Annotated in this window: 18 protein-coding genes; 9 read left to right on the forward strand and 9 right to left on the reverse strand. The window is 43.3% G+C overall.

The genetic code is table 11. The features are described from left to right. Window positions 1-49: 49 nt before the first annotated feature. Together PNIG_RS12130 and PNIG_RS12135 are read right to left on the reverse strand one after the other, a co-directional pair. A complete protein-coding gene (locus PNIG_RS12130) occupies window positions 50-1,744 on the reverse strand; it encodes a class I adenylate-forming enzyme family protein (RefSeq protein WP_089368587.1) in 1,695 nt (564 codons plus the stop codon). Next, window positions 1,741-2,844 (reverse strand): MBL fold metallo-hydrolase, encoded by a 1,104-nt coding sequence (locus PNIG_RS12135; RefSeq protein ID WP_089368588.1) that lies wholly within the window; start codon window positions 2,842-2,844, stop codon window positions 1,741-1,743. Before PNIG_RS12135 ends, PNIG_RS12130 begins: the two co-directional genes overlap by 4 nt. 153 nt (window positions 2,845-2,997) lie before the next feature. On the opposite strand from PNIG_RS12135, the gene PNIG_RS12140 reads away from it, so the two are divergent. Together PNIG_RS12140 and PNIG_RS12145 are read left to right on the forward strand one after the other, a co-directional pair. After that, entirely contained in the window at window positions 2,998-4,398 is a 1,401-nt protein-coding gene (locus PNIG_RS12140; RefSeq protein WP_089368589.1) for a spinster family MFS transporter, read from the forward strand. A gap of 18 nt (window positions 4,399-4,416) precedes the next feature. Further along, window positions 4,417-5,511, forward strand: coding sequence for an aromatic ring-hydroxylating dioxygenase subunit alpha (locus PNIG_RS12145; RefSeq protein ID WP_089368590.1), 1,095 nt, complete (start codon window positions 4,417-4,419; stop codon window positions 5,509-5,511). Between the two features lie 80 nt (window positions 5,512-5,591). Here PNIG_RS12145 and PNIG_RS12150 read toward each other — a convergent pair whose 3' ends face one another. Next, window positions 5,592-7,763, reverse strand: coding sequence for a TonB-dependent receptor (locus PNIG_RS12150; protein ID WP_089368591.1), 2,172 nt, complete (start codon window positions 7,761-7,763; stop codon window positions 5,592-5,594). 352 nt (window positions 7,764-8,115) lie between these two features. Beyond that, a complete protein-coding gene (locus tag PNIG_RS12155) occupies window positions 8,116-9,555 on the reverse strand; it encodes a coniferyl aldehyde dehydrogenase (protein WP_089368592.1) in 1,440 nt (479 codons plus the stop codon). A gap of 394 nt (window positions 9,556-9,949) precedes the next feature. On the opposite strand from PNIG_RS12155, the gene PNIG_RS12160 reads away from it, so the two are divergent. From PNIG_RS12160 to PNIG_RS12190, 7 genes are read left to right on the forward strand one after another with little or no spacing between them, the layout of a single operon-like run. Further along, a complete protein-coding gene (locus tag PNIG_RS12160; protein ID WP_089368593.1) occupies window positions 9,950-10,930 on the forward strand; it encodes a flavin reductase in 981 nt (326 codons plus the stop codon). Next, on the forward strand, window positions 10,927-11,715 hold the full coding sequence (locus PNIG_RS12165; RefSeq protein ID WP_011328798.1) for a fumarylacetoacetate hydrolase family protein: 789 nt from the start codon (window positions 10,927-10,929) through the stop codon (window positions 11,713-11,715). Before PNIG_RS12160 ends, PNIG_RS12165 begins: the two co-directional genes overlap by 4 nt. Before the next feature lie 24 nt (window positions 11,716-11,739). Beyond that, entirely contained in the window at window positions 11,740-12,642 is a 903-nt protein-coding gene (locus PNIG_RS12170) for an acetaldehyde dehydrogenase (acetylating) (protein WP_058373846.1), read from the forward strand. An 11-nt stretch (window positions 12,643-12,653) separates the two neighbouring features. Next, window positions 12,654-13,688: a 4-hydroxy-2-oxovalerate aldolase gene (gene dmpG, locus PNIG_RS12175; RefSeq protein WP_011328800.1), complete on the forward strand. Its 1,035-nt coding sequence runs from the start codon at window positions 12,654-12,656 to the stop codon at window positions 13,686-13,688. After that, window positions 13,685-14,998 (forward strand): MFS transporter, encoded by a 1,314-nt coding sequence (locus tag PNIG_RS12180; RefSeq protein WP_041454514.1) that lies wholly within the window; start codon window positions 13,685-13,687, stop codon window positions 14,996-14,998. The genes dmpG and PNIG_RS12180 overlap by 4 nt, the downstream gene beginning before the upstream one ends. A gap of 49 nt (window positions 14,999-15,047) precedes the next feature. Then, window positions 15,048-15,815 (forward strand): SDR family oxidoreductase, encoded by a 768-nt coding sequence (locus tag PNIG_RS12185; protein ID WP_011328802.1) that lies wholly within the window; start codon window positions 15,048-15,050, stop codon window positions 15,813-15,815. Between the two features lie 33 nt (window positions 15,816-15,848). Further along, complete coding sequence (locus tag PNIG_RS12190) at window positions 15,849-17,354, forward strand: FAD-dependent oxidoreductase (RefSeq protein WP_089368594.1); 1,506 nt, start codon at window positions 15,849-15,851, stop codon at window positions 17,352-17,354. A gap of 240 nt (window positions 17,355-17,594) precedes the next feature. Here the strand turns inward: PNIG_RS12190 and PNIG_RS12195 are convergent, their stop codons facing one another. From PNIG_RS12195 to PNIG_RS12215, 5 genes are all read right to left on the reverse strand, one after another. Next, window positions 17,595-18,521, reverse strand: a complete 927-nt coding sequence (locus tag PNIG_RS12195) for a TauD/TfdA dioxygenase family protein (RefSeq protein ID WP_011328804.1) — start codon at window positions 18,519-18,521, stop codon at window positions 17,595-17,597. Between the two features lie 39 nt (window positions 18,522-18,560). Further along, entirely contained in the window at window positions 18,561-19,331 is a 771-nt protein-coding gene (locus PNIG_RS12200) for a class II aldolase/adducin family protein (protein WP_011328805.1), read from the reverse strand. Window positions 19,332-19,458: 127 nt separating this feature from the next. Continuing rightward, window positions 19,459-20,478: an AraC family transcriptional regulator gene (locus PNIG_RS12205; RefSeq protein ID WP_089368595.1), complete on the reverse strand. Its 1,020-nt coding sequence runs from the start codon at window positions 20,476-20,478 to the stop codon at window positions 19,459-19,461. Between the two features lie 152 nt (window positions 20,479-20,630). Continuing rightward, window positions 20,631-21,092: a MaoC family dehydratase gene (locus tag PNIG_RS12210; RefSeq protein WP_089368596.1), complete on the reverse strand. Its 462-nt coding sequence runs from the start codon at window positions 21,090-21,092 to the stop codon at window positions 20,631-20,633. 8 nt (window positions 21,093-21,100) lie between these two features. Then, window positions 21,101-21,886: an SDR family oxidoreductase gene (locus PNIG_RS12215; RefSeq protein ID WP_058373853.1), complete on the reverse strand. Its 786-nt coding sequence runs from the start codon at window positions 21,884-21,886 to the stop codon at window positions 21,101-21,103. Between the last annotated feature and the right edge of the window lie 59 nt (window positions 21,887-21,945).

The raw sequence follows: 21,945 nt of genomic DNA on the forward strand, positions 1-21,945 counted from the left end.
ACTAATGACTAATCTGCGCTTTATTGGCTTTTTTAACGGCGATTAACATTTATTGATAAAGCTTTGTTTTTAATTTGTTTCTTAAAATTTTACCGGCCGGATTACGCGGTAATTTATCTTCCATAAGATGAATTTTTTGCGGTACTTTATATTTAGCCAGTCGTTGTGCTACATGTGCGAGCAATTGCTGCTCTTCAATAAACTCGCCTTCTAATGGGCAAACAACAGCAATAACGGCCTCACCGGTTTCTTCATCTGGAATACCAAACACTGCTACTTCGGCTACCGCAGGGTGTTCAAGCAAACACGACTCTACTTCGGCTGCGGGAATATTTTCCCCCGCGCGGTTAATCACATCTTTAATACGGTCAACAATAAACAAAAAGCCTGCGTCGTCTATATAGCCCAAGTCGCCGGTATGTAACCACCCAGAGCGTATTGCATCTTGAGTTGCTGTTAAGTCGCCAACATACTGATCCATTAAAGTAATACCGCGCATACATACTTCGCCCACGCTATTGCTAGGTAACGACTGTCCATCTGCTGCGCAAATACGTACTTCCATAATGGGCGAAATAAGCCCAGAGCTTTTGGGTGCATGGCGAAATAAATCGCCAGACGCTGCTGCGCCCACACCATTGGTTTCGGTCATACCAAAGCCAATTCCTATCATTTGCTCAGGTAAGCTAGACAGCGTTTTATCAATTAAGCTGGCTGGTAGTCCTGCGCCGCCAAAACCTAAACCACTAAACGAGGCCATAACTTCTGCACTATGAAAACTCGGCTCTCGTAATAACTGCATCACCATAGATGGCGCACCATTAAATTGTGTTACTTGCTCTTTTTTGATCAGTTCAATTGCCTCTAGCGGATCCCACTTATGGGTAAACACTAAGCGCCGCCCGCCACGTAATGCCGACAATAACTGGGCATGTAAACCACTTACATGAAATAACGGCACCGCGGTTAAAATAGTAGGCACCAGTCCTTTTTCCATAATTAGCGCTAATGCTTTAGGTGAGGTCATTGCCGATATTGCACCAATAAAGTCAATATTATAAAGTGCTTGGCACACTGCAATATGGCTCGACTCAACCGCTTTAGCAACGCTAGTCGCACCTGAGGTAAACAGGACTAAAGCCGCATCGGTTGCTGTTATTGTGGGTGGTTCAATGCTGTGCGCTGAATGATTAAGTGCCTTTGTAAAGTCTATTGCTGCAGCAGATTGCGATAAATCTAATGCTGTATCGTTTAATACTAAGGTATCGGTTAACCACTCATTACTTTGGCTAATTCGCTGCCATCTTGGGCCATCACAAATTAATAATTTAGGCGCAATACCATTAAGTGCTGTTATTAGCTCTTGCTGCATACCAAAACTATTTAGTGGTGCAGGTACTGCACCTATCAATGCTATCGCGCAAAAAGCAATAACCCATTCAGGTCGGTTACGCATTGCAATAGCAACACGATCTCCTTGCTTTATGCCATGTTGCTGTAAGTAACTGGCAACATTATCAACGTGTTGAAAAAACTGTTTATAGCTGCAGTGCTCTCCCTGATAAACCAAAAATGATTGCTCATCAGTGCGCCTTGCATCATTAATCACTTGCGCTAAATTAAGCGGCGCATTGCAATACACCTGATAATTTTGACCATTGATTTGCTTATTAGTGACTTCAAATGGTGCGCCAGGCGCCATTAACTGTGATTTAGTGGCAGTGACTAAATTAAATAAATTCATAATGTATTCCCAGCTGCTAATTTTTTGTCCGTGAGTAAGTAACTATTAATGCCAGAATCTGTTTTACGCTGACAAAATAACTCATCATTACTTTCTAACCAATTTAAGTGCGCTAAGGTTTCACCCAATGCCATCATACTTTCTATGGGTGAAAGAGCGCGTTTAAATAAATGCTTCATTGCCTGATAGGCATTAAATTCAGGGGCTTGCAGTGCAAACGCTCTTAATATATCTAACTGCTCAAGGTGATGGTCAATCAACTGTTGTACACGTAAATGCATGTGGCGAAATACCGGACCATGGGCAGGTAATACTAAAGTTTGTGAATCGAGCGTGTGTAGTTTTTCAAGCGAACGTAGCCAGTTTTTTAATGGCTGACCTTGCGGCTCTAACTCAGACACTAAAATATTTGAACTAATATTGGGCAATAACTGATCGCCAGCTAGTAGTAGTTTGTCGGCTTCACAATAAAGACACGCATGCTCTGGCGAATGCCCCTCCCCTATGACTATTTGCCAGCGGCGCTTGCCTATGGTGAGTACATCCCCTTCACGCAGACGATTAAATGACGGCGGGCTAAATTTTATAAAAGGATCTTTACGGCAACTAGCAATAATCACGTCTAACTCATCACGTGGTAAACCTGCACTATGATAAAAATCTAGTTGGTTGTCACTGCCAAGCGCTGCGGTGTTATTGCTCAGCGTTTTTAGCATGTAAAACTCACCAAAAGTCATATATAGCGGCACATTAAACGTGGCCATTAACCAACTAGCTAGGCTGCTATGGTCATAATGAAAATGCGTACAAATAACCCCTTTAACTACTTTTTTGTTGCAATGTTGTTCTATTACCGTTAACCACAATTGCCGTGTTGTGTCATTATTAAGCCCGGTATCGAGAATATACCAACCGTCGTTATCTTCGAGTAAATAAAGATTTATATGATCCAACGACATCGGCATAGGCATGCGTAACCACAATAAACCTTCAGCTATCTCCACTACCGTACCATCCGCATTGGGTGGAGTAATTGGATATTCTAAAAGGCTATGCAGCTGATGGCCTTGTGATTCTTTGGGTAAAATCATCGATTTCATTATTTCTCCAAAAATAAGTGATCAGCGCGTTTATATTTTATTAACTTAATAAGAAGTCATTTAACGATTCTGTAATACGTCCAAAAGGACGATGCTGAAATTATTAGCAAAGTTAAGGTAGCTTAAAACAATATCAAAAAGAGAGAGCCATAAATGCAAGTAGGTCAAAGTTCATTAAGCGCAGGTCGGACTCGTCTGACGCTATTATTGCTTTCTATTATTTACGTTTTTTCGTATATCGATCGCAACTTAATTGCGATTGTTCTTGAGCCAATTAAATTAGAGTTTGGCGTATCAGATACTATTATGGGCGCGGTGAGCGGCCTTGCATTTGCCGTTTTATACTCTGCGGTTAGCTTTCCGTTAAGCCGTATGGCCGATAGAGGCACCGACCGTAAAAATATTATTGCGGTATGTTGTGGGCTCTGGAGCCTTGCCACTATGGCCAGTGGTGTTGTTACCCAATTTTGGCAATTTGTGGTTGCCCGTATGACGGTTGCCATTGGTGAAGCAGGCGGTACATCACCTTCTATTTCTATGGTTTCTGATTTATACCCTCCACATCGTCGCTCATTTGCGATTAGTTTATATATGTTAGGCCCGCATATTGGCTTATTAGCCGCCATGGCATTAGGTGGTTGGATAGCCCAAGAACACGGCTGGCGCGCAGTATTCATCTTTTTTGGTATTCCAGGGCTATTACTAGCACTGCTACTTTATGTTTTTGCAAAAGACCCTGGCTTAGGTGTTTATGACACTGATGCAGAGCGTAATATTCGTGCCCAACCGCAAGAAAACTTTTTTCATGCTGTTGCCGGTATTATGAAACTAAGAGGGTTTTTCTTAATTTGTATGGGCACTGCCATTGCTGGCATGGTCGGCTATGGTTACGCCATTTGGGCCCCCACTTTTATGGTACGCAATTATGATATGACACTTTCACACGCTGGCCTTACCTTTGGTATAGCCAGTGGTGTTTTTGCTGCTGCTGGGTCAATGTTCAGCGGTTATTACTGCGACAAATTAAGCCAAAAAGACTGTCGCTGGCAATTACGTATGCCTGCAATTGGCGTATTAATTAGTATGCCTTTTGGCTTGGCTTTTTTACTTTGGCCTGCCGACGCCTTTTGGCAATTAGGAAGCCTTAAAATACCGCACGCAATTATATTTGCTGCTGGCTTTAGCTTTTTTAATAGCTGGTGGCCAACACTTGCATTCGCTGCAGTAAGCCATTTAGTTAACAGCTTTCAAAGAGCTACCAGCATTGCAATACTAAGTTTATTTTTAACCTTTTTTGGTGCCGGTATTGGCCCACTACTAACCGGCACACTCAGTGACTTATTTTCTGCTGGTGATGCGGGTGAAGGCCTTAAATACGCCATTGCAGTGATGATTGCTTTATCGTTGTTTTCGGTTTGGTTTTACTACAAAGCCATTGGCCCTTATCAACAACGAATAGCAAGTAAAGTAAGTGATAACGATAAAACAGCGCAATCTTATAATAATAAAGCAGATTGCACCTCAGACAATAATTCAAGTACATCTACTACCTAAATATAAAAAGGAATACTTATGGCCACTACACAAGATTATCGCCTCGGCGATTATACATTCCCAAGAGGTTGGTTCATGATAGCTACGGCTGAAGAGATCAACACGCATAAGCCCCTAGCCGTACGGTTTTTTGGTCGCGATTTCGCACTATATCGCGGTAGAGCAACAGGTCGAGTGGTACTACTCGACGCATATTGCCCGCATATGAAAACGCATTTAGCCGCCGAAAATGATACCTCTTACGTTATTATTGATGGCGGTGGTACCAATATCGAAGGCGATAGCATTCGTTGTCCTTATCATGCATGGCGTTTTGGCCCTGATGGCCAATGTGACGACATTCCTTACCACGACGGACCAATCCCAAAAACAGCCTGTATTAAAGCGTGGCCTGTGGCCGAGAGCATGGGTGCAATTTGGATATGGCACGATCCTGAAAATGGCGATCCTGAGTGGGATCACCCAAGTTTGCCACAATGGGACGATAAAGCTTGGGTACATTGGCGCTTTGACGACTTGGGAATACTTGAGCAGCATCCGCAAGAAGTTATTGATAACATTTGTGATTATAGCCATTTAGCACCAATTCACGGCTCTACCGTACAGCGCTACGAAAATGAATTTGATGGCCACGAAGCAATTCAACGTCAATGTGGTCCGCACCGTACTTTAGTAGGCGAAGATGGCGCAAGCCCAGTGCTGCATACAATAACTAAATACCATGGTCCGGGCGTATTAATTTCACATTTGACTGGCTATTACGAGTCTTACTTAATGATAACGCATACCCCTGTAGAGGATGGTTCAATTAGAGTTTGGCACGCATTATTAGTTAAATCACCGGGTGGCAATGAAGTAGCCACAGTAGAGGATGAAGTAGCAGCACGCCAGTTCCAAGACGCAAGTAAGTTTGCATTTATGCAAGACTTCCAAGTGTGGACAAATAAAGCACCTTGTTTTAATGGGTTGTTTTTACCAAGCGATGGCCCGTTTATGAAAGCGCGTATTTGGTATAAGCAGTTCTTTAATCCAAGAGCGCGTAAAGAAGAGTTCCAAAGTAAAGTAAATGGCGTATATGTGCCTAAAGGCACTGTAGCTTATACCCAAGAATAATCTATTTTTTAAATAGATTATAGATACAAAAAAGAGCCCCTACTTATTAAGTAGGGGCTCTTTTTAGCTGTAACTCTTTATTAAAATGAGTAAGTTATTTCTGCTCCATAAGTTACTGGGTCGCCATAGTAATTTAAGCCACCAATGAATACCCCTGACGAATCACCCAACGGCACACCGTTAATTCGGTACTCTTCGTCGGTCATGTTTTTACCCCAAATAGAGGCACTAAAGTCACTGCCGGCAATTCTTTTAAGTGAAACTCGGGCGTTAAGTAAGTTGTATTTTTCAATCCGAGTATATTGGGCTGAAGGTTGATTATGAAACGCAAAGTGATCGTCCACAAAGCTGTAGTCGGCGCCGGCGCTAAACTCACCAAGGGCTGTTTCACTAATGTAATTTAATCCAAGCGACCATTTATTTTTTGGACTATAGGGAAACTCGGCACTGTCGGTAACATCGTTTGCTACCCCAGTGTACACATCGTAAGTAATAAACTTGTCGTATTTAGGGTCTAACAAACCGTAATTAAAGTTTAGCGTTAAATCATCGGTTAATGCCGCTACTAATTCAAACTCTAACCCCGCCACTTTTGCCGAGCCTACGTTTTGAATATCTGAGTACGCACCTAAGTATTCCGACATTTGCATATTGGTAATATCGTTATAAAACACCGCTATATTGGCTTGAATGCGTTGATCTAACCAGCGCGATTTAAGGCCCCATTCGTAGGCAATTACTTCCTCTGGTGCATAGGGTTTTACTGCTAATGCTTGAGTTGCTGCTTCACCGTTAAAACCACCCGCTTTCCAGCCTTGTGATACTTTTACATAGCTGTGAATATTGTCGGCTAACTCATAGTTAAGTGATGCCATAGCCGAGGTGTTATTCCAAGTATCGCCCGCTGTGGTGTATGGCAGTGGGAAAAAATAAGCAAAGCTAAAGTCATCTGGATGTTCTATATAAAATGATTTTTCTTCTGTGGTCCAACGCAGACCCCCTGCCAACATTAGCTTGTCGCTTAGTCGATATTCTACATTACCATAAGCGGCAACCGAGGTAGACTCAACACCATAATAGTTATTCACTGTGCCAAAACCCAGTACATACGGGTTGTTTACATCAGATTCTTCTTTAAAGTAAAACAAGCCTGCAACGTAGGTTAAATTATCTATATCGCCAATAATAAATTGTAGCTCTTGTGATACTTGCTCATGCTCTACATGGCGGTAGGTATGAAAGCCAAGAAAATCAGCGCCATCGTAGTCATTGCCATCATCGTAATCTATTTCACGTAGTGCCGTAATTGACTTAATAGTTAAGTTATTACTTTGCTGCCATGTAACTGTAAGTGCATGGCCCGAGCTTTTAGAGCGATCGAATATAGCGCCATCTAATGCAGCACTTTCTTGGCGATCTTTCGTATCTTCTGGCATTGCACCGGCAATATAAACTTGGCCCAACGGAGGAGTGTTTTTTTTATTACTGCTATCGTAAGTGTAGTAAAACTCTAGATTATCGCTGTGCTCATACAAGGCACCAAAACGCAGTGAGGTAGAATCAAGCTCTTTAAACTTATCAATATCAGAACTTGTCGAAAGGTTATCGTAAAAGCCGTCGCGCTGTTTTTTATTAGCGGTAAAATTAAAACTGAGTTTGTCGTTAATTTGCGCCGAGTCGGCAGTAACATAAACATCTGTCATACCGTAGTTACCTGCCCCTACGCGTACTTCGCCGGTAAACTCACCACTGGGTTTACGCGTTACAATATTAAGCGCCCCACCTATTGTATTTTTACCATAAAGCGTCCCCTGCGGCCCGCGCAGTACTTCAACGCGCTCTATAGCGGCTACATCAAATAAACCACCGACATTTTTAGATACAAATACCCCGTCTATATACACACCAGTGGTGGGCTCCCAGGTAACCGCAGGGTTAATTGTAACCGAGCCACGAATAGCAATTGTAGCACCAGTACTGCCGCCTGGAGTTTCTGATATTTGCATGTTTGGCGTATATACACTGAGATCTTCAACATCTGTAATGCCTTTATCGGCCAATGCTTGGGCATTAAACACGGTAACTGCCGTAGGTAGCTCTTGTAAGTTTTGTACCCGCTTTTGCGCGGTTACTTGGATCACTTCCAAACCTTCTTTTTTAGTACTTTGCTCTTGAGCCGCTAGTGTCGAATTTGCCATGCTAATTAAGGCTAACGCTATCGCTGCATTTAGTGGTTTTTTATTAATATTCACTATTTAGTCCTTGTTTAAAATTGAACGCGAGTAAAATTAACTAACAGGAATATCGCCAGTTACGCGCGCTGTACCTAACACTACATAAGTTAATTTTGAGACCGCTTTGCACGGCCTAAAAACTTAACGTATTGCGTTTTCATAATTACAAAAAGCAAATTGCTGTATCACGTTATAATCGCGTGTTTATCAACAATAAATGTAAGGTTTTTATCCTCGCACACTATTACAAAAACTAAATAGTCCGCATGAACGATAACTAAAAATAATGAGAAATAACAAAGACTAAAAGGCAGGAATTAATAAGTAATATTAGGCACTGTTATTATTAAAGTAACAGTGCCGGTTAACGTCAGTCGGCCGTTACTTGCGCGACCATCATGGCTTTAAATTGCTCATGATGCGGCGGTAATAAGCCCCACTCACCACGAGGGTCGTGTTTTGGGGCAACAAATACAGTACGCTGATGGCTAAAGGCTAAAAAGCCTTCACGACCATGATAATGCCCCATACCCGATGCACCTACGCCACCAAATGGCGCATCGTGCATTGCCGCATGCATTAAGCAATCATTTACCGCTACTCCACCCGATGAAGTGTTTGCTAAAAGCTTACTCAGCTCTGCGTCATTTTCGCCAAAATAATACAGCGCTAGTGGTTTAGCACGGCTGTTAATATCGTTAATAACGCCATCTATATCATCATAAGGAAGTAGCACTAATGCAGCGCCAAATATTTCTTGCTGCATAATATCCAGTTCTTTATCTGGGGATATAACTAATTGCAGTGGTAAACGTTTATCGCTTGTGACCAACTCTGCTAAATTAGCAACCTCATGACTACTAAGAACTTGGCATCCAGCATCGCGAGCTTGCTCAACTAAATCGACAACTCGCTGGCAATGTTGGCGGTTAACGCTAGGTACAAAATCTGGATTATGAGTGATTTCTGGATAAAAGTGACGAAAATTTTCGAGTAATAATGCAGCCACTTGATCAAGCTTATTACGCGGTACATAAACAATGTCAGGGCTAACACACACTTGGCCGCCATTATTACTTTTTGCTAAGGCTAAGCGTTTGCAACTTTCGCTTAAATCGCAATCTTGGCTAAGCACTGCCGGCGATTTACCGCCAAGCTCTAAGGTAACTGGCACTAAATTTTTAGCCGCTGCCGCCATAATTTTTTTACCTACTTGGGTACTACCAGTAAATACTAAATGATCGAACGGCAGTTCGCTAAATTTAGCACCAGTGTCGGCGCCACCTGTAACTACACTCACTAGTAATGGGTCTATGTGTTTGGCAAATAATTGCGCTACTAAGGCCGCTGTTTTAGGCGTGACCTCAGATGGTTTAAGTATGGCGCGGTTACCCGCCCCTAATACACACGCCAACGGGGCAAATAAGGTATAAAGTGGCGCATTCCAAGTACCTATAATACCCACACTGCCTTTGGGTTGGTATTCAACCCGTGCGGTACTACCGAGTTGATCATAAGGGGCAAACACTTCGCGGCTTTCACTTTTAAGCCATGGCTCTAAGTTGTCGCGGGTATATTTAAGGCTGGCTAGCGAGCCGAGCACATCATTCATAATAGAAAAGCCTTGGCTGCGACCATTAAAGTCAGCTTCTATTGCCTCGGCAAATGCTTGGTGATGCTCTACAAGTAAATTTATAACTTGTTGAATACGCTCTCGCCTTTGCGCTACAGTTACCAACATTTGCAATTTATGCGCTTGTTGCTGATGCTGCAGCAAAGCTGCCATTGAACCTGAATCTTTGCTGTTCATGCACTATATCCTTACTAGGTTTTACACTTGCCTGGCGAACAATATTTGCTTACACACCATATTGCAGCTTTTGCATTGCAAGTAAACTAATTGAGCTGTGCTTCCTTTCTAGCTGTTTTTACTCAAATAAACCTCGTCCACTTGGACGAGCTCTCGTATTTAAATTATTTAATGTACGGTTGCTGCAGTCACTATTTTGCCCTATTTAAATAGGCCACTTAAAGCTAACCTTCGTAATAAAACTTAGCCATTGTTTAATATAAAATAACCTAAATAAATTGCTGAGTAATCATATAAATAGCAAATGCCTGTGTTGTTTAGTCCATTAAGACGATGATGAAAAATAGCCAGATCATGATACTGAAGTTATATAACAGTAATAAGGCGAGTTAACATGGCACAAGCAGAATTTGATAGTCAGGCATTTAGACAGGCGCTCGGTAGTTTTACTACTGGCGTAACAATTATTACTGCCACCGCTCCAGATGGCACCCCTGTTGGTCTTACCGCAAACAGCTTTAATTCTGTTTCGTTAGACCCACCTATGGTGCTATGGAGCTTGGCAAAAACCTCTCTTAGTGTGGCTGCCTTTAGCGAGGCCGAGCACTGGAACGTTCATGTTCTCTCGCAGCACCAACAAGAGCTGTCAAATAAATTTGCCGCAAAAGGCGAAGACAAATTTAATGACACTAATCTCGAAGCGGGGATTAGCTCTGCACCACTTATTGCCGATTGTAGCGCGCGTTTTCAGTGTCGTAATATGGTAACGCACGATGGGGGGGATCATCTTATTTTTATAGGTGAAGTACTGGGGTTTGATCATCAAGCACTACCGCCACTGGTGTTTCAGCAAGGTCAGTACGCAATGACTGCACGTAAACCGTGGGCAGCGGTTAACTTATCTAGTGAACCTACAGCGCCACAGTGCAGATACAACGAAGATTTACTAGGTTACTTGCTTGGGCGTTCACATTTTCAAATGCTGTACCGCATGCGTAAAGTACTCGATGAGCAAGCGCTGGAAGATTCACACTTTTTTGCATTATCGGTATTAAATATTCAGCAAAATCTGAGTTTAGAGCAGCTAAATACCCACCTTGATTATACCGGCCACAGTGTCAATCTTGAAGATATGGCCTTTTTAGAAAAGCAGGATCTTATTTGCCAAAAAAGCGAAGACAATTACCAACTTACCACCGCTGGGCGAGAAACCTCACTACACCATATTGCGCAAGCAAAAGTAATTGAAGAAGAGCTCATTACAGAGCTTGGTGCAGGCGACGTAATGGCATTAAAGCTATTACTTAAACGCCTTATTCATCAAACCGATCCTGGCTTACCTGATCTTTGGTCTACAGAGGATAAAAGCGCATGAGCGAACTACAACAGCATTTAGCACAAATTCTTTATGATGCGCAGCAACAGCGCACACCTATTGCGCCATTAATTAAAAATAACCCTGAGCTTACAATCGACGATGCCTATCAAGTGTCGTTAAAAACACTGGCAATACGCACTCAGGCTGGCGAAAAAATCATTGGTAAAAAAATTGGTGTTACCAGTGAAGCAGTGCAAAAAATGCTTAATGTGCATCAGCCCGACTTTGGCTTTTTAACCAACACTATGCACCACCCTGATGGCAGTAATATTAGCCTTAAAAAATCACATTTAATTCAACCACGCGCCGAAGGCGAAATTGCGTTTTGCCTTAAACACGACTTACAAGGCCCAAACGTTACCGCAGAGCAAGTACTTGCTGCGACTGATTGGGTGGCACCGTGTTTTGAAATTGTTGATTCGCGTATCGAAAACTGGCAAATCACCATAGTTGATACCGTGGCCGATAACGCCTCATGCGGGGTATTTGTAATTGGTGATAAACATACCGACCCTAGCACACTCGATTTAGCTGCAGCCACTATGGTAGTTAAACACAATGGTAAACAAGCAGTAACCGGTGTGGGCTCAGCAGTACAAGGGCATCCTGCGCAAGCAGTTGCATGGCTGGCAAATACGCTAGGCGAGTATGGTATAGAGTTTAAAAAAGGCGAAATTATTCTGTCGGGAGCTCTGGCTCCTCTAATAGATGCTAACAGCGGCGATCATTTTAGTATGGAGATCGAAGGTCTCGGTTCATGCTCTGTCAGCTTTTGCGATTAACAGTTAACCCACGAGGGAAGTAACATGAAAAAGATTAAATGCGCCCTGATCGGTTCAGGAAACATTGGTACTGACTTACTTTATAAGCTCAAACGCAGTGAGATATTAGAACCCGTTTGGATGGTAGGCATAGACCCAGACTCTGAAGGCTTAGCGCGCGCACGCGAATTAGGTATTAAAACCACCGCTGAGGGTATTGATGGCTTAATACCGCATATTGAAGCCGATGAAATCAAAATTGCTTTTGATGCAACCTCAGCCTACGTGCATGGTGAAAACTCAGCTAAAGTGAATGCAAAAGGCGTGTTGATGATAGATTTAACCCCGGCGGCTATTGGCCCTTTTTGTGTGCCTCCGGTTAACCTAAATCAACTTAATGCTGATATTAAAAACGTTAACATGGTGACCTGTGGCGGCCAAGCAACTATTCCTATGGTTGCTGCGGTATCGCGCGTACAGCCGGTTGAATATGGTGAAATTGTTGCCACTGTTTCATCAAAATCAGTTGGCCCAGGTACACGCCAAAATATTGATGAATTTACTCGCACTACCTCAGGCGCAGTGGAGCAAATTGGTGGCGCTAAAAAAGGCAAAGCCATTATTATAATTAACCCTGCTGAGCCACCATTATTAATGCGCGACACCATCCATTGCTTAACCGAAACAGAGCCAGATCAAGCCGCTATCACTGCATCTGTGCATGAAATGATTGCTGAAGTACAAAAGTATGTTCCAGGCTATAAACTAAAAAATGGCCCGGTGTTTGATGGTCGTAAAGTGTCTATATTTTTAGAGGTTGAAGGTTTGGGCGATTACTTGCCTAAATATGCCGGTAACCTTGACATAATGACCGCGTCGGCCGCGCGTACTGCAGAAATGTTTGCACTACAAATGCTAGGTCAATCGCCATCAGATAGTCAATCTTAAGGAGTAATATCATGGATTTAAAAGGTAAAAAAGTTACCCTGCACGATATGTCATTACGTGATGGTATGCATGCTAAGCAACATCAAATTAGCTTAGATGAAATGGTGTCTATTGCCACTGGCTTAGATCAGGCGGGCATTCCTTTAATTGAGGTTACCCATGGCGACGGTTTAGGCGGCTCTTCACTTAATTATGGTTTTCCTGCTCATACCGATGAAGAATACCTAAGTGCTGTAGTGCCAAAAATGACCCAAGCTAAAGTCTCAGCGTTATTAATTCCGGGCATAGGAACGGTTGATCACTTAAAAATGGCTTATGATCATGGCGTAAGTACAATTCGAGTGGCTACTCACTGTACTGAAGCTGACGTTTCAGAGCAGCATATTAGCGCAGCGCGTAAAATGGGTTTAGATACCGTTGGCTTTTTAATGATGGCACATATGATCAGCCCAGAGGAGCTACTTGCACAGGCTAAACTAATGGAGTCTTACGGTGCTAACTGTATTTACTGTACGGATTCTGCTGGTTACATGTTGCCCGACGACGTAAGTACCCGTATTGCGTTACTGCGCAGCGAACTTAACAGCGAGACCGAAATTGGCTTTCATGGTCATCATAATTTAGGCATGAGTATTCCAAATTCGCTGGCGGCAATCGAAATGGGCGCTAACCGCATCGATGGTTCGGTGGCCGGTTTAGGTGCCGGTGCAGGTAATACGCCGTTGGAAGTATTTACCGCGGTACTTGATCGTATGGCAGTTAATCACGGTATTGATTTATACAAAATTATGGATGTTGCTGAAGACTTAGTCATGCCAATGATGGATCAACCTATTCGTATTGACCGAAACTCATTAACTTTGGGTTATGCAGGTGTTTATTCGTCATTTTTATTATTTGCAGAACGCGCCGAGAAAAAATACGGTGTACCTGCACGTGATATTTTACTTGAACTCGGGCGCTTAAAAACCGTAGGCGGACAAGAAGATATGATAGACGACACCGCAATGACTATGGCTAAGGCCTTAAAGGCGGCGAAAGCTTGAACATAAAAAAATCTAATTGGCGCCAACATGCTTTATTGTTGGTGCTTACTTTATTTTATATAGAAAGTTTTGTTGGGCGACAAATTATGGCGGTGATGATTGAACCCATCAAAGCTGAATTTGGCGCCTCAGATGCGCAAATGGGCTTATTAACCGGCCTAGGTTTTGCCATTGTATTTACTTTAACCGGTTTATCGGCCGGCAGACTTGCTGACAAAGTGAGCCGCACACGTTTGTTAGCCGCCAGCGCATTAGTGTGGGGCATTATTACAGCACTTAGCGGCATAACTGCAGGCTTTATTAGTTTACTAATAATGCGTATGTTGGTGGCAGTAGCTGAAGCACCGGTTACTTCGGCCTCTTTATCGTTACTTTCGGACAGTTACCCGGTTGAGCGACGCTCATTTGCGATTAGCTGTTTTACCTCTGGCGCTACCTTTGCCGCCATTATTGCGCTTACCTTAGGTGCATATTGGGTAGAGCTGTATGGATGGCGAGAAACCTTTTTTATTATCTCTACTCCCGCTTTGTTTATTTCTTTTTTGCTATTTTTTGTGATGCCCGAACCTAAACGCGGTCAATACGATGATGCCATTAGCTCTCCAACTTCACCGCTGCAGCCTGCACTAACCACAGGTTTTAGAGCATCAACAAAAGCATTGTTAAAGCGCAAAGATTATCGACTATTAGTTTGCTCAAGCGCCATTGCAACGTTAGGCGCAAATGCGTTTGGCATGTGGAATGCCACTTTTTTAGTACGCAGCCACGACTTAACACTGAGCCAAGCCGGCATGATGGCAGGCTTTTTTGGCGGCGGTGCGGCAGCGATTGGAATTCTTTCTAGTGGCTATTTGGCTGATAGAATCGCCAGACGAAAAGGTGTTTTATGGCTACCTATACTAGGCCATATACTGGGGTGGGTATTTATTGTTATATATTTTTTATGGCCTAAAGGCTTAGGCGATGACCTATTTTTTGCCGGTATTCCATTTGCTATGCTGTTTTGCACCTTAGCGAGTTTCTTTTCTGTATGGTGGGTTAGCCCTTGTCTCACATTACTCACTTCAATTGTACCGGGCACTCAGCGGGCATTGGCTATTTCAATGCAAACCGTGCTGATTACTTTTTTAGGCATAGGTGTTGGGCCTATGTTGGTGGGCGTGCTTAGTGAAGTATTTAGCGAGGTGGCCGGTGTTGAATCCTTACGTTATGCTTTACTTATTAGTACGAGTACAACATTAATATCGGTATTTTTACTGTTTAAATTAAAATCTTATCAAGCAAAACAACTCATAAAACCCATTCAGTAAATTAAACTTTGTTTTAATTACTATTAACCAATAATGCTAGGAGTTTATTATGTCAGTTACCGCAGTTACAGGTTCAGCATCAGGGATTGGCGCCGCCGTTTGTGAAAAACTACGCGCAGCAGGTCATACTGTGATCGGCATAGACCGCCATCAAGCCGAGGTTAATGCCGATTTATCATCCCCCGAAGGTCGCGCTAATGCCGCAGAGCAAGTTATCAAATTAGCCAATGGTAAACTAGATGGCCTAGTTTGTTGTGCGGGCCTTGGCGTTACCGCACCAAGTAGCAGTTTAGTGGTTTCGGTTAATTATTTTGGCTCAACCGAGTTAATTGAATTACTTCAACCTGCACTCGCTAAAGGTGAGCAGCCAGCTATTACCGTTATTGGCTCAGTGGCCGCCAGTCAACAAGTGGCAGATCCACATCCTATTATTGAGTTAATGCTCAACAATGATGAGCCAGCCGCTCGCGCACTGGCAGATGAACTTGGCCAACCACAAATAGCCTATTCGGCATCTAAATACGCACTCACTGTACATTGTCGTCGTTTAGCCGTTAAAACGGGGAGTACCGGCGTACGTATTAACTTAGTTGCGCCTGGTGCAATTGAAACTCCACTGCACGAAGCCTCTAAGCAAGATCCGCGTTTTGGCGAAGCCGTACGTAACTTTGTTGCACCTATTGGTCGCAATGGTCAGCCAAGTGAAATTGCCGATGCGGTCAGTTTTTTACAATCAGCCCAAGCCTCTTTTGTGCATGGCAGCATTATTTATGTAGATGGTGGTATGGACGCCATGATGCGCAGTGGCAAGTTTTAAACACTAAATATTAAATACTTATAAGGATATAACTTGAACCCAATACTAAGCACACACAAAGTTCGCGCTTTTGAATCGATTAGTCACTTTGATATTAGCACCGACGTACTCGTGTGCGGTTATGGCGGCGCAGGAGCCGCCGCCGCACTAGAAGCTGTAACCTTAGGTGCTAAGGTTACTATTTTAGAACGTGCCAGTGCTGGGGGTGGCTCGACTGCATTATCAAGCTGTGAAATGTATTTAGGCGGCAGTGGCGGCACTGCATTACAAAAAGAGTTAGGTTTAGAAGATAGCACCGAAAACATGCTGGCTTATTTACGCGAAGCACTTGGCCCGTATGGCGATGAAGATAAGATGCGTTGTTATGCACAAGGCGCTGCAGGACATTTTGATTGGGTTGAATCCCTTGGTGTACCTTATAAACGCGCAGCCTTTTTAGAGCGTACAGTAGTGCCACTCAGTGATGAGTCGTTATTATTTACCGGTAATGAAAAAGCTCACCCTTTTAATACCATTGCTAAGCCCGTTCCACGCGGTCACGTGCCCTCTAAAGTGGGCGACGAAGGCGGTAAAATATTTATGGATGCCATAATGCAGCGCATCGCAGGCGCGGGCGCTGAGGTAATTAATGATTGTCGCGCTATTGCTTTATTAGTAGATAAAAACAATCGTGTTTGCGGCGTAATTGCTAAGCGCGACAACCGAGAAATTGCGATTCGTGCAACTCGTGGTGTGGTATTAGCCACCGGTGGCTTTGTAATGAACGACACCATGACACGTCAATACATGCCTGATCTACTTGAGTATTGCATACCTTATGGCAACACCTTCGATATGGGGGATGGTATTCAATTAGGCCAAGCAGTCGGCGGGCAAACAATTAATATGGAACAGGCTTTTATGTCGTTTCCGCTCTATCCACCAGCAAAGCTAACCTACGGTATTTTACTAAATAAACACGGTCAGCGTTATATAAATGAAGATGCGTATTTAGCCAGATTGGCACATTATTCTTGCCAACAAGCTGAGCAAAAGTTTTATTTGTTAGTACAAGAAGAGGATTTTGAGGCGTCGCATTATTTACAACGTGCAGCCATTGTTGCCACTGGCGATAGCATAGCAGAAGTTGCCAGTGAAGCGCCCTTCCCGGCCGGTACACTTGAGCAAACTGTTAGCTACTTTAATCAGCACGCCAGTAATAAACAAGACCCACTATTTCATAAAACCGCCGAGTGGCTAAAACCGTTAAACAAGCCCCCTTTTGCCTTATTAGAATACTCTGCAAGTGAAATGACTGCTGTAATTATGCCCGGCACCAAAGGCCCGCTCATATTTACGCTTGGTGGGCTAAAAACACTCACTACGGGTGAAGTGGTTAATTTAGACAATGAAATAATAAGTGGGCTTTATGCTGCTGGTCGAGCCACCGCGGGATTACCACGTACAGCCAAGGGATATGCCAGTGGTATGTCGGTTGGAGATGCCACTTTTTTTGGCAGACTCGCTGGGCGCAGCGCCGCTAAACACCTGGCAATTTAACCTCGAATAATAAACACGCCCTAGCACTTAATTTAACAACCGTTATAGCAAACTGCGTAACGGTTTAACTTACTTATTCTGCTTAGGTAATAAATCTGCGTATTAAAAGCAAGTATATTAAGTGCATGCTATAGATTAAAAATTAGCAGATTGAAATGTCGTGTAGAGGCTGGTAAGTATTAATGAAAGATATAAAAAAGCAGCAGCTGGTTAATTTAAGCTGCTGCAATAGATGTAAAGTTATTCTGTTTTTAACACACGGCCAAGCGTTATATCGCCCTCAATGGTGGTGCGGTTAATAACGCGATTGATCCCAGGCTTAGTGCCGGTAGTGCAGTGCATTGCACGCCAGTTATCCCACAGTACCATGTCGCCTTCGCGCCATTTATGAAAGTAAGTAAATTCCGGCTTTTGTACATGCGCAACAAGTCGCTCAAGTAGCTCTATAGATTCATCATTCGATAAACCAAATTGCTGTGGAGTAACAACTCTATCTAAAAACTGCTCTACCACCTCAAGTACTTTACGGCCACTGATCGGGTGCGTAACTACCATAGGGTAAGCAGCGTCTGAAAAGTCAGGAAAGCCAATATCGGTTGGTTTTGTTGGGCTGTTAGGGCCAGGCTCATAACCGTCTAAGTTAACGTAACGCATATGACGGCGCTGCATACTAAAGCTGTAAACCACTTCTAGCTGTTCAATTAAAGCTTTAGTGTCGTCGTCGAGTGCATCGTACGCTTTTGCTAAATCGCCAAAACCGGTCATGCCATCTTCTGCTGCCACCACCACAGCGCGCAACAGTGCACCATGATTTGGACGCGCTGTATAATGCAAATCCATGTGCCAATCTAACCGACCCACAATTTCTTCGCCTTTATAAAAAGCAGTTTGAAACTTATCCATAGGGCCACCATTTTGTAGCACAAATAACTCTGGATATTTATCACTGGTGGTAACTTTTAACGGATGTAATTCTAACGGGCCAAAAATGCGACTAAACTCAATTTGCTTTTCAGGGCTAATATCCTGATCACGAAACACTAAAATAGCGTGTTCGTACCATAGTGCTTTTAGTTCAGCTTTTATTTCATCGGTAAGTGGCTCGTTAATATCGAAACCCGACACTTCTACGCCAACATTATCAAGCGGAGTTACTGTAAGCTTCATTTTTTATTCCTTCTACTTAGCTAAGTGAATCCGACAAATTTAGTCGACTAAACCTGGATCTAGGCGTAATTCTTTACGCGCCATTGCTTCCCAAACAAAAGGGAAACCGTTGTCGTCAGCAATAGACACTTTTTTAACTTCTTCATCACTTAATGGTCGCCCGCCACCTGCTAATTCCACTTCATACGCGCGTTTACTGCGCCACTCTAAAGTAATTGCTCTTAGGTGTGCTTGGCGCAGATTTTTACCCACCACTAACGAGCCGTGGTTTGCCAGTAATGCCCACTTAGCATCACCGAGCGCTTCAACTGCTGATAAGCTAGTTGCTTCGTTTTCAAAGGTGCCTTCATATTCATCATAAAGTGGTAATTCAACACCACAATAAGCACTTGCTTGGTCATATACTGGCGGCACTTTTTGCATACAAGCCCAAATACCACTCCAATGCGGGTGATTGTGAATAACAACATGTACATCAGGTCGCATTGCGTGCAACTGTAAGTGCAAACCTATCGCTGGGGTCACATTCCAATCACTATCAAGCACATTCCCCTTTGGGTCTAGCGTAACGATATCGCTGGCGGTTAACTCCCCCCAAGCGAGCTCCCATGGATTAGTTAAAATATTACCGTTTTCTAATCGGTAAGTAATATGCCCTGCAATATGCTCATCCCATCCTTCACGAATAAGCATGCGACACATAAGCGCAACTTGCGCTTTTTCGCTTAACTCTGGTAATAATTCTTTGCGACCCGGACGAGTTGCAAAGCGCTCTAGCATTGATTGATTAAGGCCATCATATTTTTTCATTATTATTATACCTTCCTGTTGCTGTGCAAAATAAACATGTTAAATCATGGTTAAAATAATAGGTCTGAGTGGTTAATAAAGCTTGTCTCATTGCGCCAAGTTGTTATCCGATCTAGCCATTAACTAGCTAATAGCGCACCGCAAATAACGCATGGCGAAAAGCACTTGGCGACAACCCAGTCCATTTTTTAAAAGCGCGATGAAACCCTGAACTATCGGCATACCCAAGTTGCTGACCAATGCGGGTGATTGATAACGTAGGATCGCTCAAATGTCGCCGCGCATGTATCTCTCGTACTTGATCGATTAATTGTTGATAGCGCCAACCTTGCGCCAATAACTTACGGCTCAAGGTACGGCAACTACAATGCAGCTTTAGTGCTGCATCGTGCAGCGATGGAGGACTGGCAGGATCTTCAACAATAATTTGCGACAAACGCCATGCTATGTCGCCATGATTTCGAGTAATGCTTTTTTCTTCGCACAGTTTTTTATAAAAGTTGACACTCTCAGGGCTCGACTGCGGGAGTGGTTGATCCAAAATCGCAGCATCAAAAAATAGCTGGGTTACTGGGGCATCAAATTCGACGGGGCAATTAAAAATGGCTTGGTAACGCTCAGCATGTACTGGCGCCGGATAATTACAACGTAGTTTAGTAATAGGCAATGCTTGACCAAGCACCCAACGACAAGTCGTGACTATATTGGCAAGTAAATCTTCTATTGCTAATACACGCAATTCACCCAGCTCAGTTTTAGCGTCAATTTGATAACAGCCTTCGGCTTGAATTTCACTAAAGGAGGTCACTACTAAATTACCAGAAAAGCGGCCTGAGTAATTTTGATATTTAAGCCCAATATGGCTGGCATCGCGCAGCGTCGCGCTGCTCATCATTAAATATGCAAGTTGGTCGTGGGTAGCAATAGAGCGTTTTAAACCTAATATGAGTCCAAGATCGCTGCCCTCATAACACTGCTGTGCATCAGTTAGTAAACCTCGATGCTGTTTAGCATTAATGAGTACATTAGGTTTGTGGAGCTCACTGCGACTGATACCATTGTTGGCAGCAATGGTGTTGGTATCCATTCCCAAGCTAGATAAAAAATCCAGCAACCAAATAATATAACGCGTATCAGTATTGACCATGTTACCCCTCGTTTGTGTAATTAAATCCAACCTTTTATCAATAACCGTTATTCTTAAATTGCACTCTTATATTAAGCAATTTAATACTATTATTTGTAACATAACCGCTAGCTGTTTAAGTGTTATGCTTTAGTCGTGCTTAACCAAAACATTTAGACAAACGAGTAACGGCTAATGGTATCTACCACGCAGGCTGGCCTTTGTTGCTCTGCCACTTCAATGGTTACTCGTGTGATCACTTGCACACTGCCTTTAACTTCTTCCACACTAATTATTTGCCCTGTGCCGCGTACTTTACTGCCCGCTGTAACCACATTAGGAAAACGTACTTTATCGCAGCCGTAATTAACTCCCATGGTTATATTTTGCACATCTACCAACTGTGGTAAAAAATAATTAACCAAAGATAAGGTTAAATAACCATGCGCAATACATGCACCAAATGGGCCTTCTGCAGCTTTAATGGGATCGACATGGATCCATTGATGATCTCCCGTTGCCTCGGCAAACATATCAATACGGCTTTGCTCGACTGCAATCCAGTCGCTTACGCCTAAATCAAGTCCGGTTGAAGCGAGTAATTGCGCTTTGCTAGTAATTATTTGATTTGCCATTTTGCCCCCTAAGCGCGCTGCGAACTAACAGACACAACTTCGCCTGTCATGTAAGACGAGTAATCGCTGGCTAAAAACATCATCACGTTGGCAATTTCCCATACTTCGGCAGCACGACCAAAAGCTTCTTTTGAGGCTAATTGCTCAAGTACATCGGCACTTGAGGCTTTTTTAAGAAATTCATGTAAAGCGATTGAAGGCGATACCGCGTTAATGCGCACTCCATGCTCAGCAGCTTCTAATGCCGAGCAGCGAGTAAATGCCATAACACCGGCTTTAGCAGCGGCGTAATGTGCTTGCTCTTTTTGTGCTCGCCAACCCAATACTGAGGCATTATTAATGATTACACCTGCCTTGCGTTGTTGCATAAATGGCAGCATTGCACGGGTCATACGAAATGTACCGGTAAGAGTAATGTCCATCACCTTACTCCACTGCTCGTCGCTCATATCTACCACTGCGGTTTGACCACCTAGGCCAGCATTATTAATAAGCACATCAACACCGGCGAGTTTATCCTCTGCTGCATTGATCAATACCTGAACCTGTTCTTCTTGGCTTACGTCGCACAATTGGCCAAACACCTGTTGCAAACCTGTTTGCGCTTTTATATTAGCTACAGCTTCATCTAAACGACGTGGATGAATGTCAGATATCATTAATGCCCGGCACCCTTCTTCGGCTGCACGTAATGCGGCTGAAAAGCCAATGCCCGCGCCTGCGGCGGCCGTTACTAAAACCGATTTCCCGCGTAACAGGTTATGCCCTTCTACGTACTTAGGTGCTGTCGTCATTCTTATCTCCGATGTCGTGCTTATTAATTTAGCACCCAGCATAAGGCTGACGCTGAGCA

Origin of the sequence: Pseudoalteromonas nigrifaciens (assembly GCF_002221505.1) — a bacterium.
Classification (GTDB): domain Bacteria; phylum Pseudomonadota; class Gammaproteobacteria; order Enterobacterales; family Alteromonadaceae; genus Pseudoalteromonas; species Pseudoalteromonas nigrifaciens.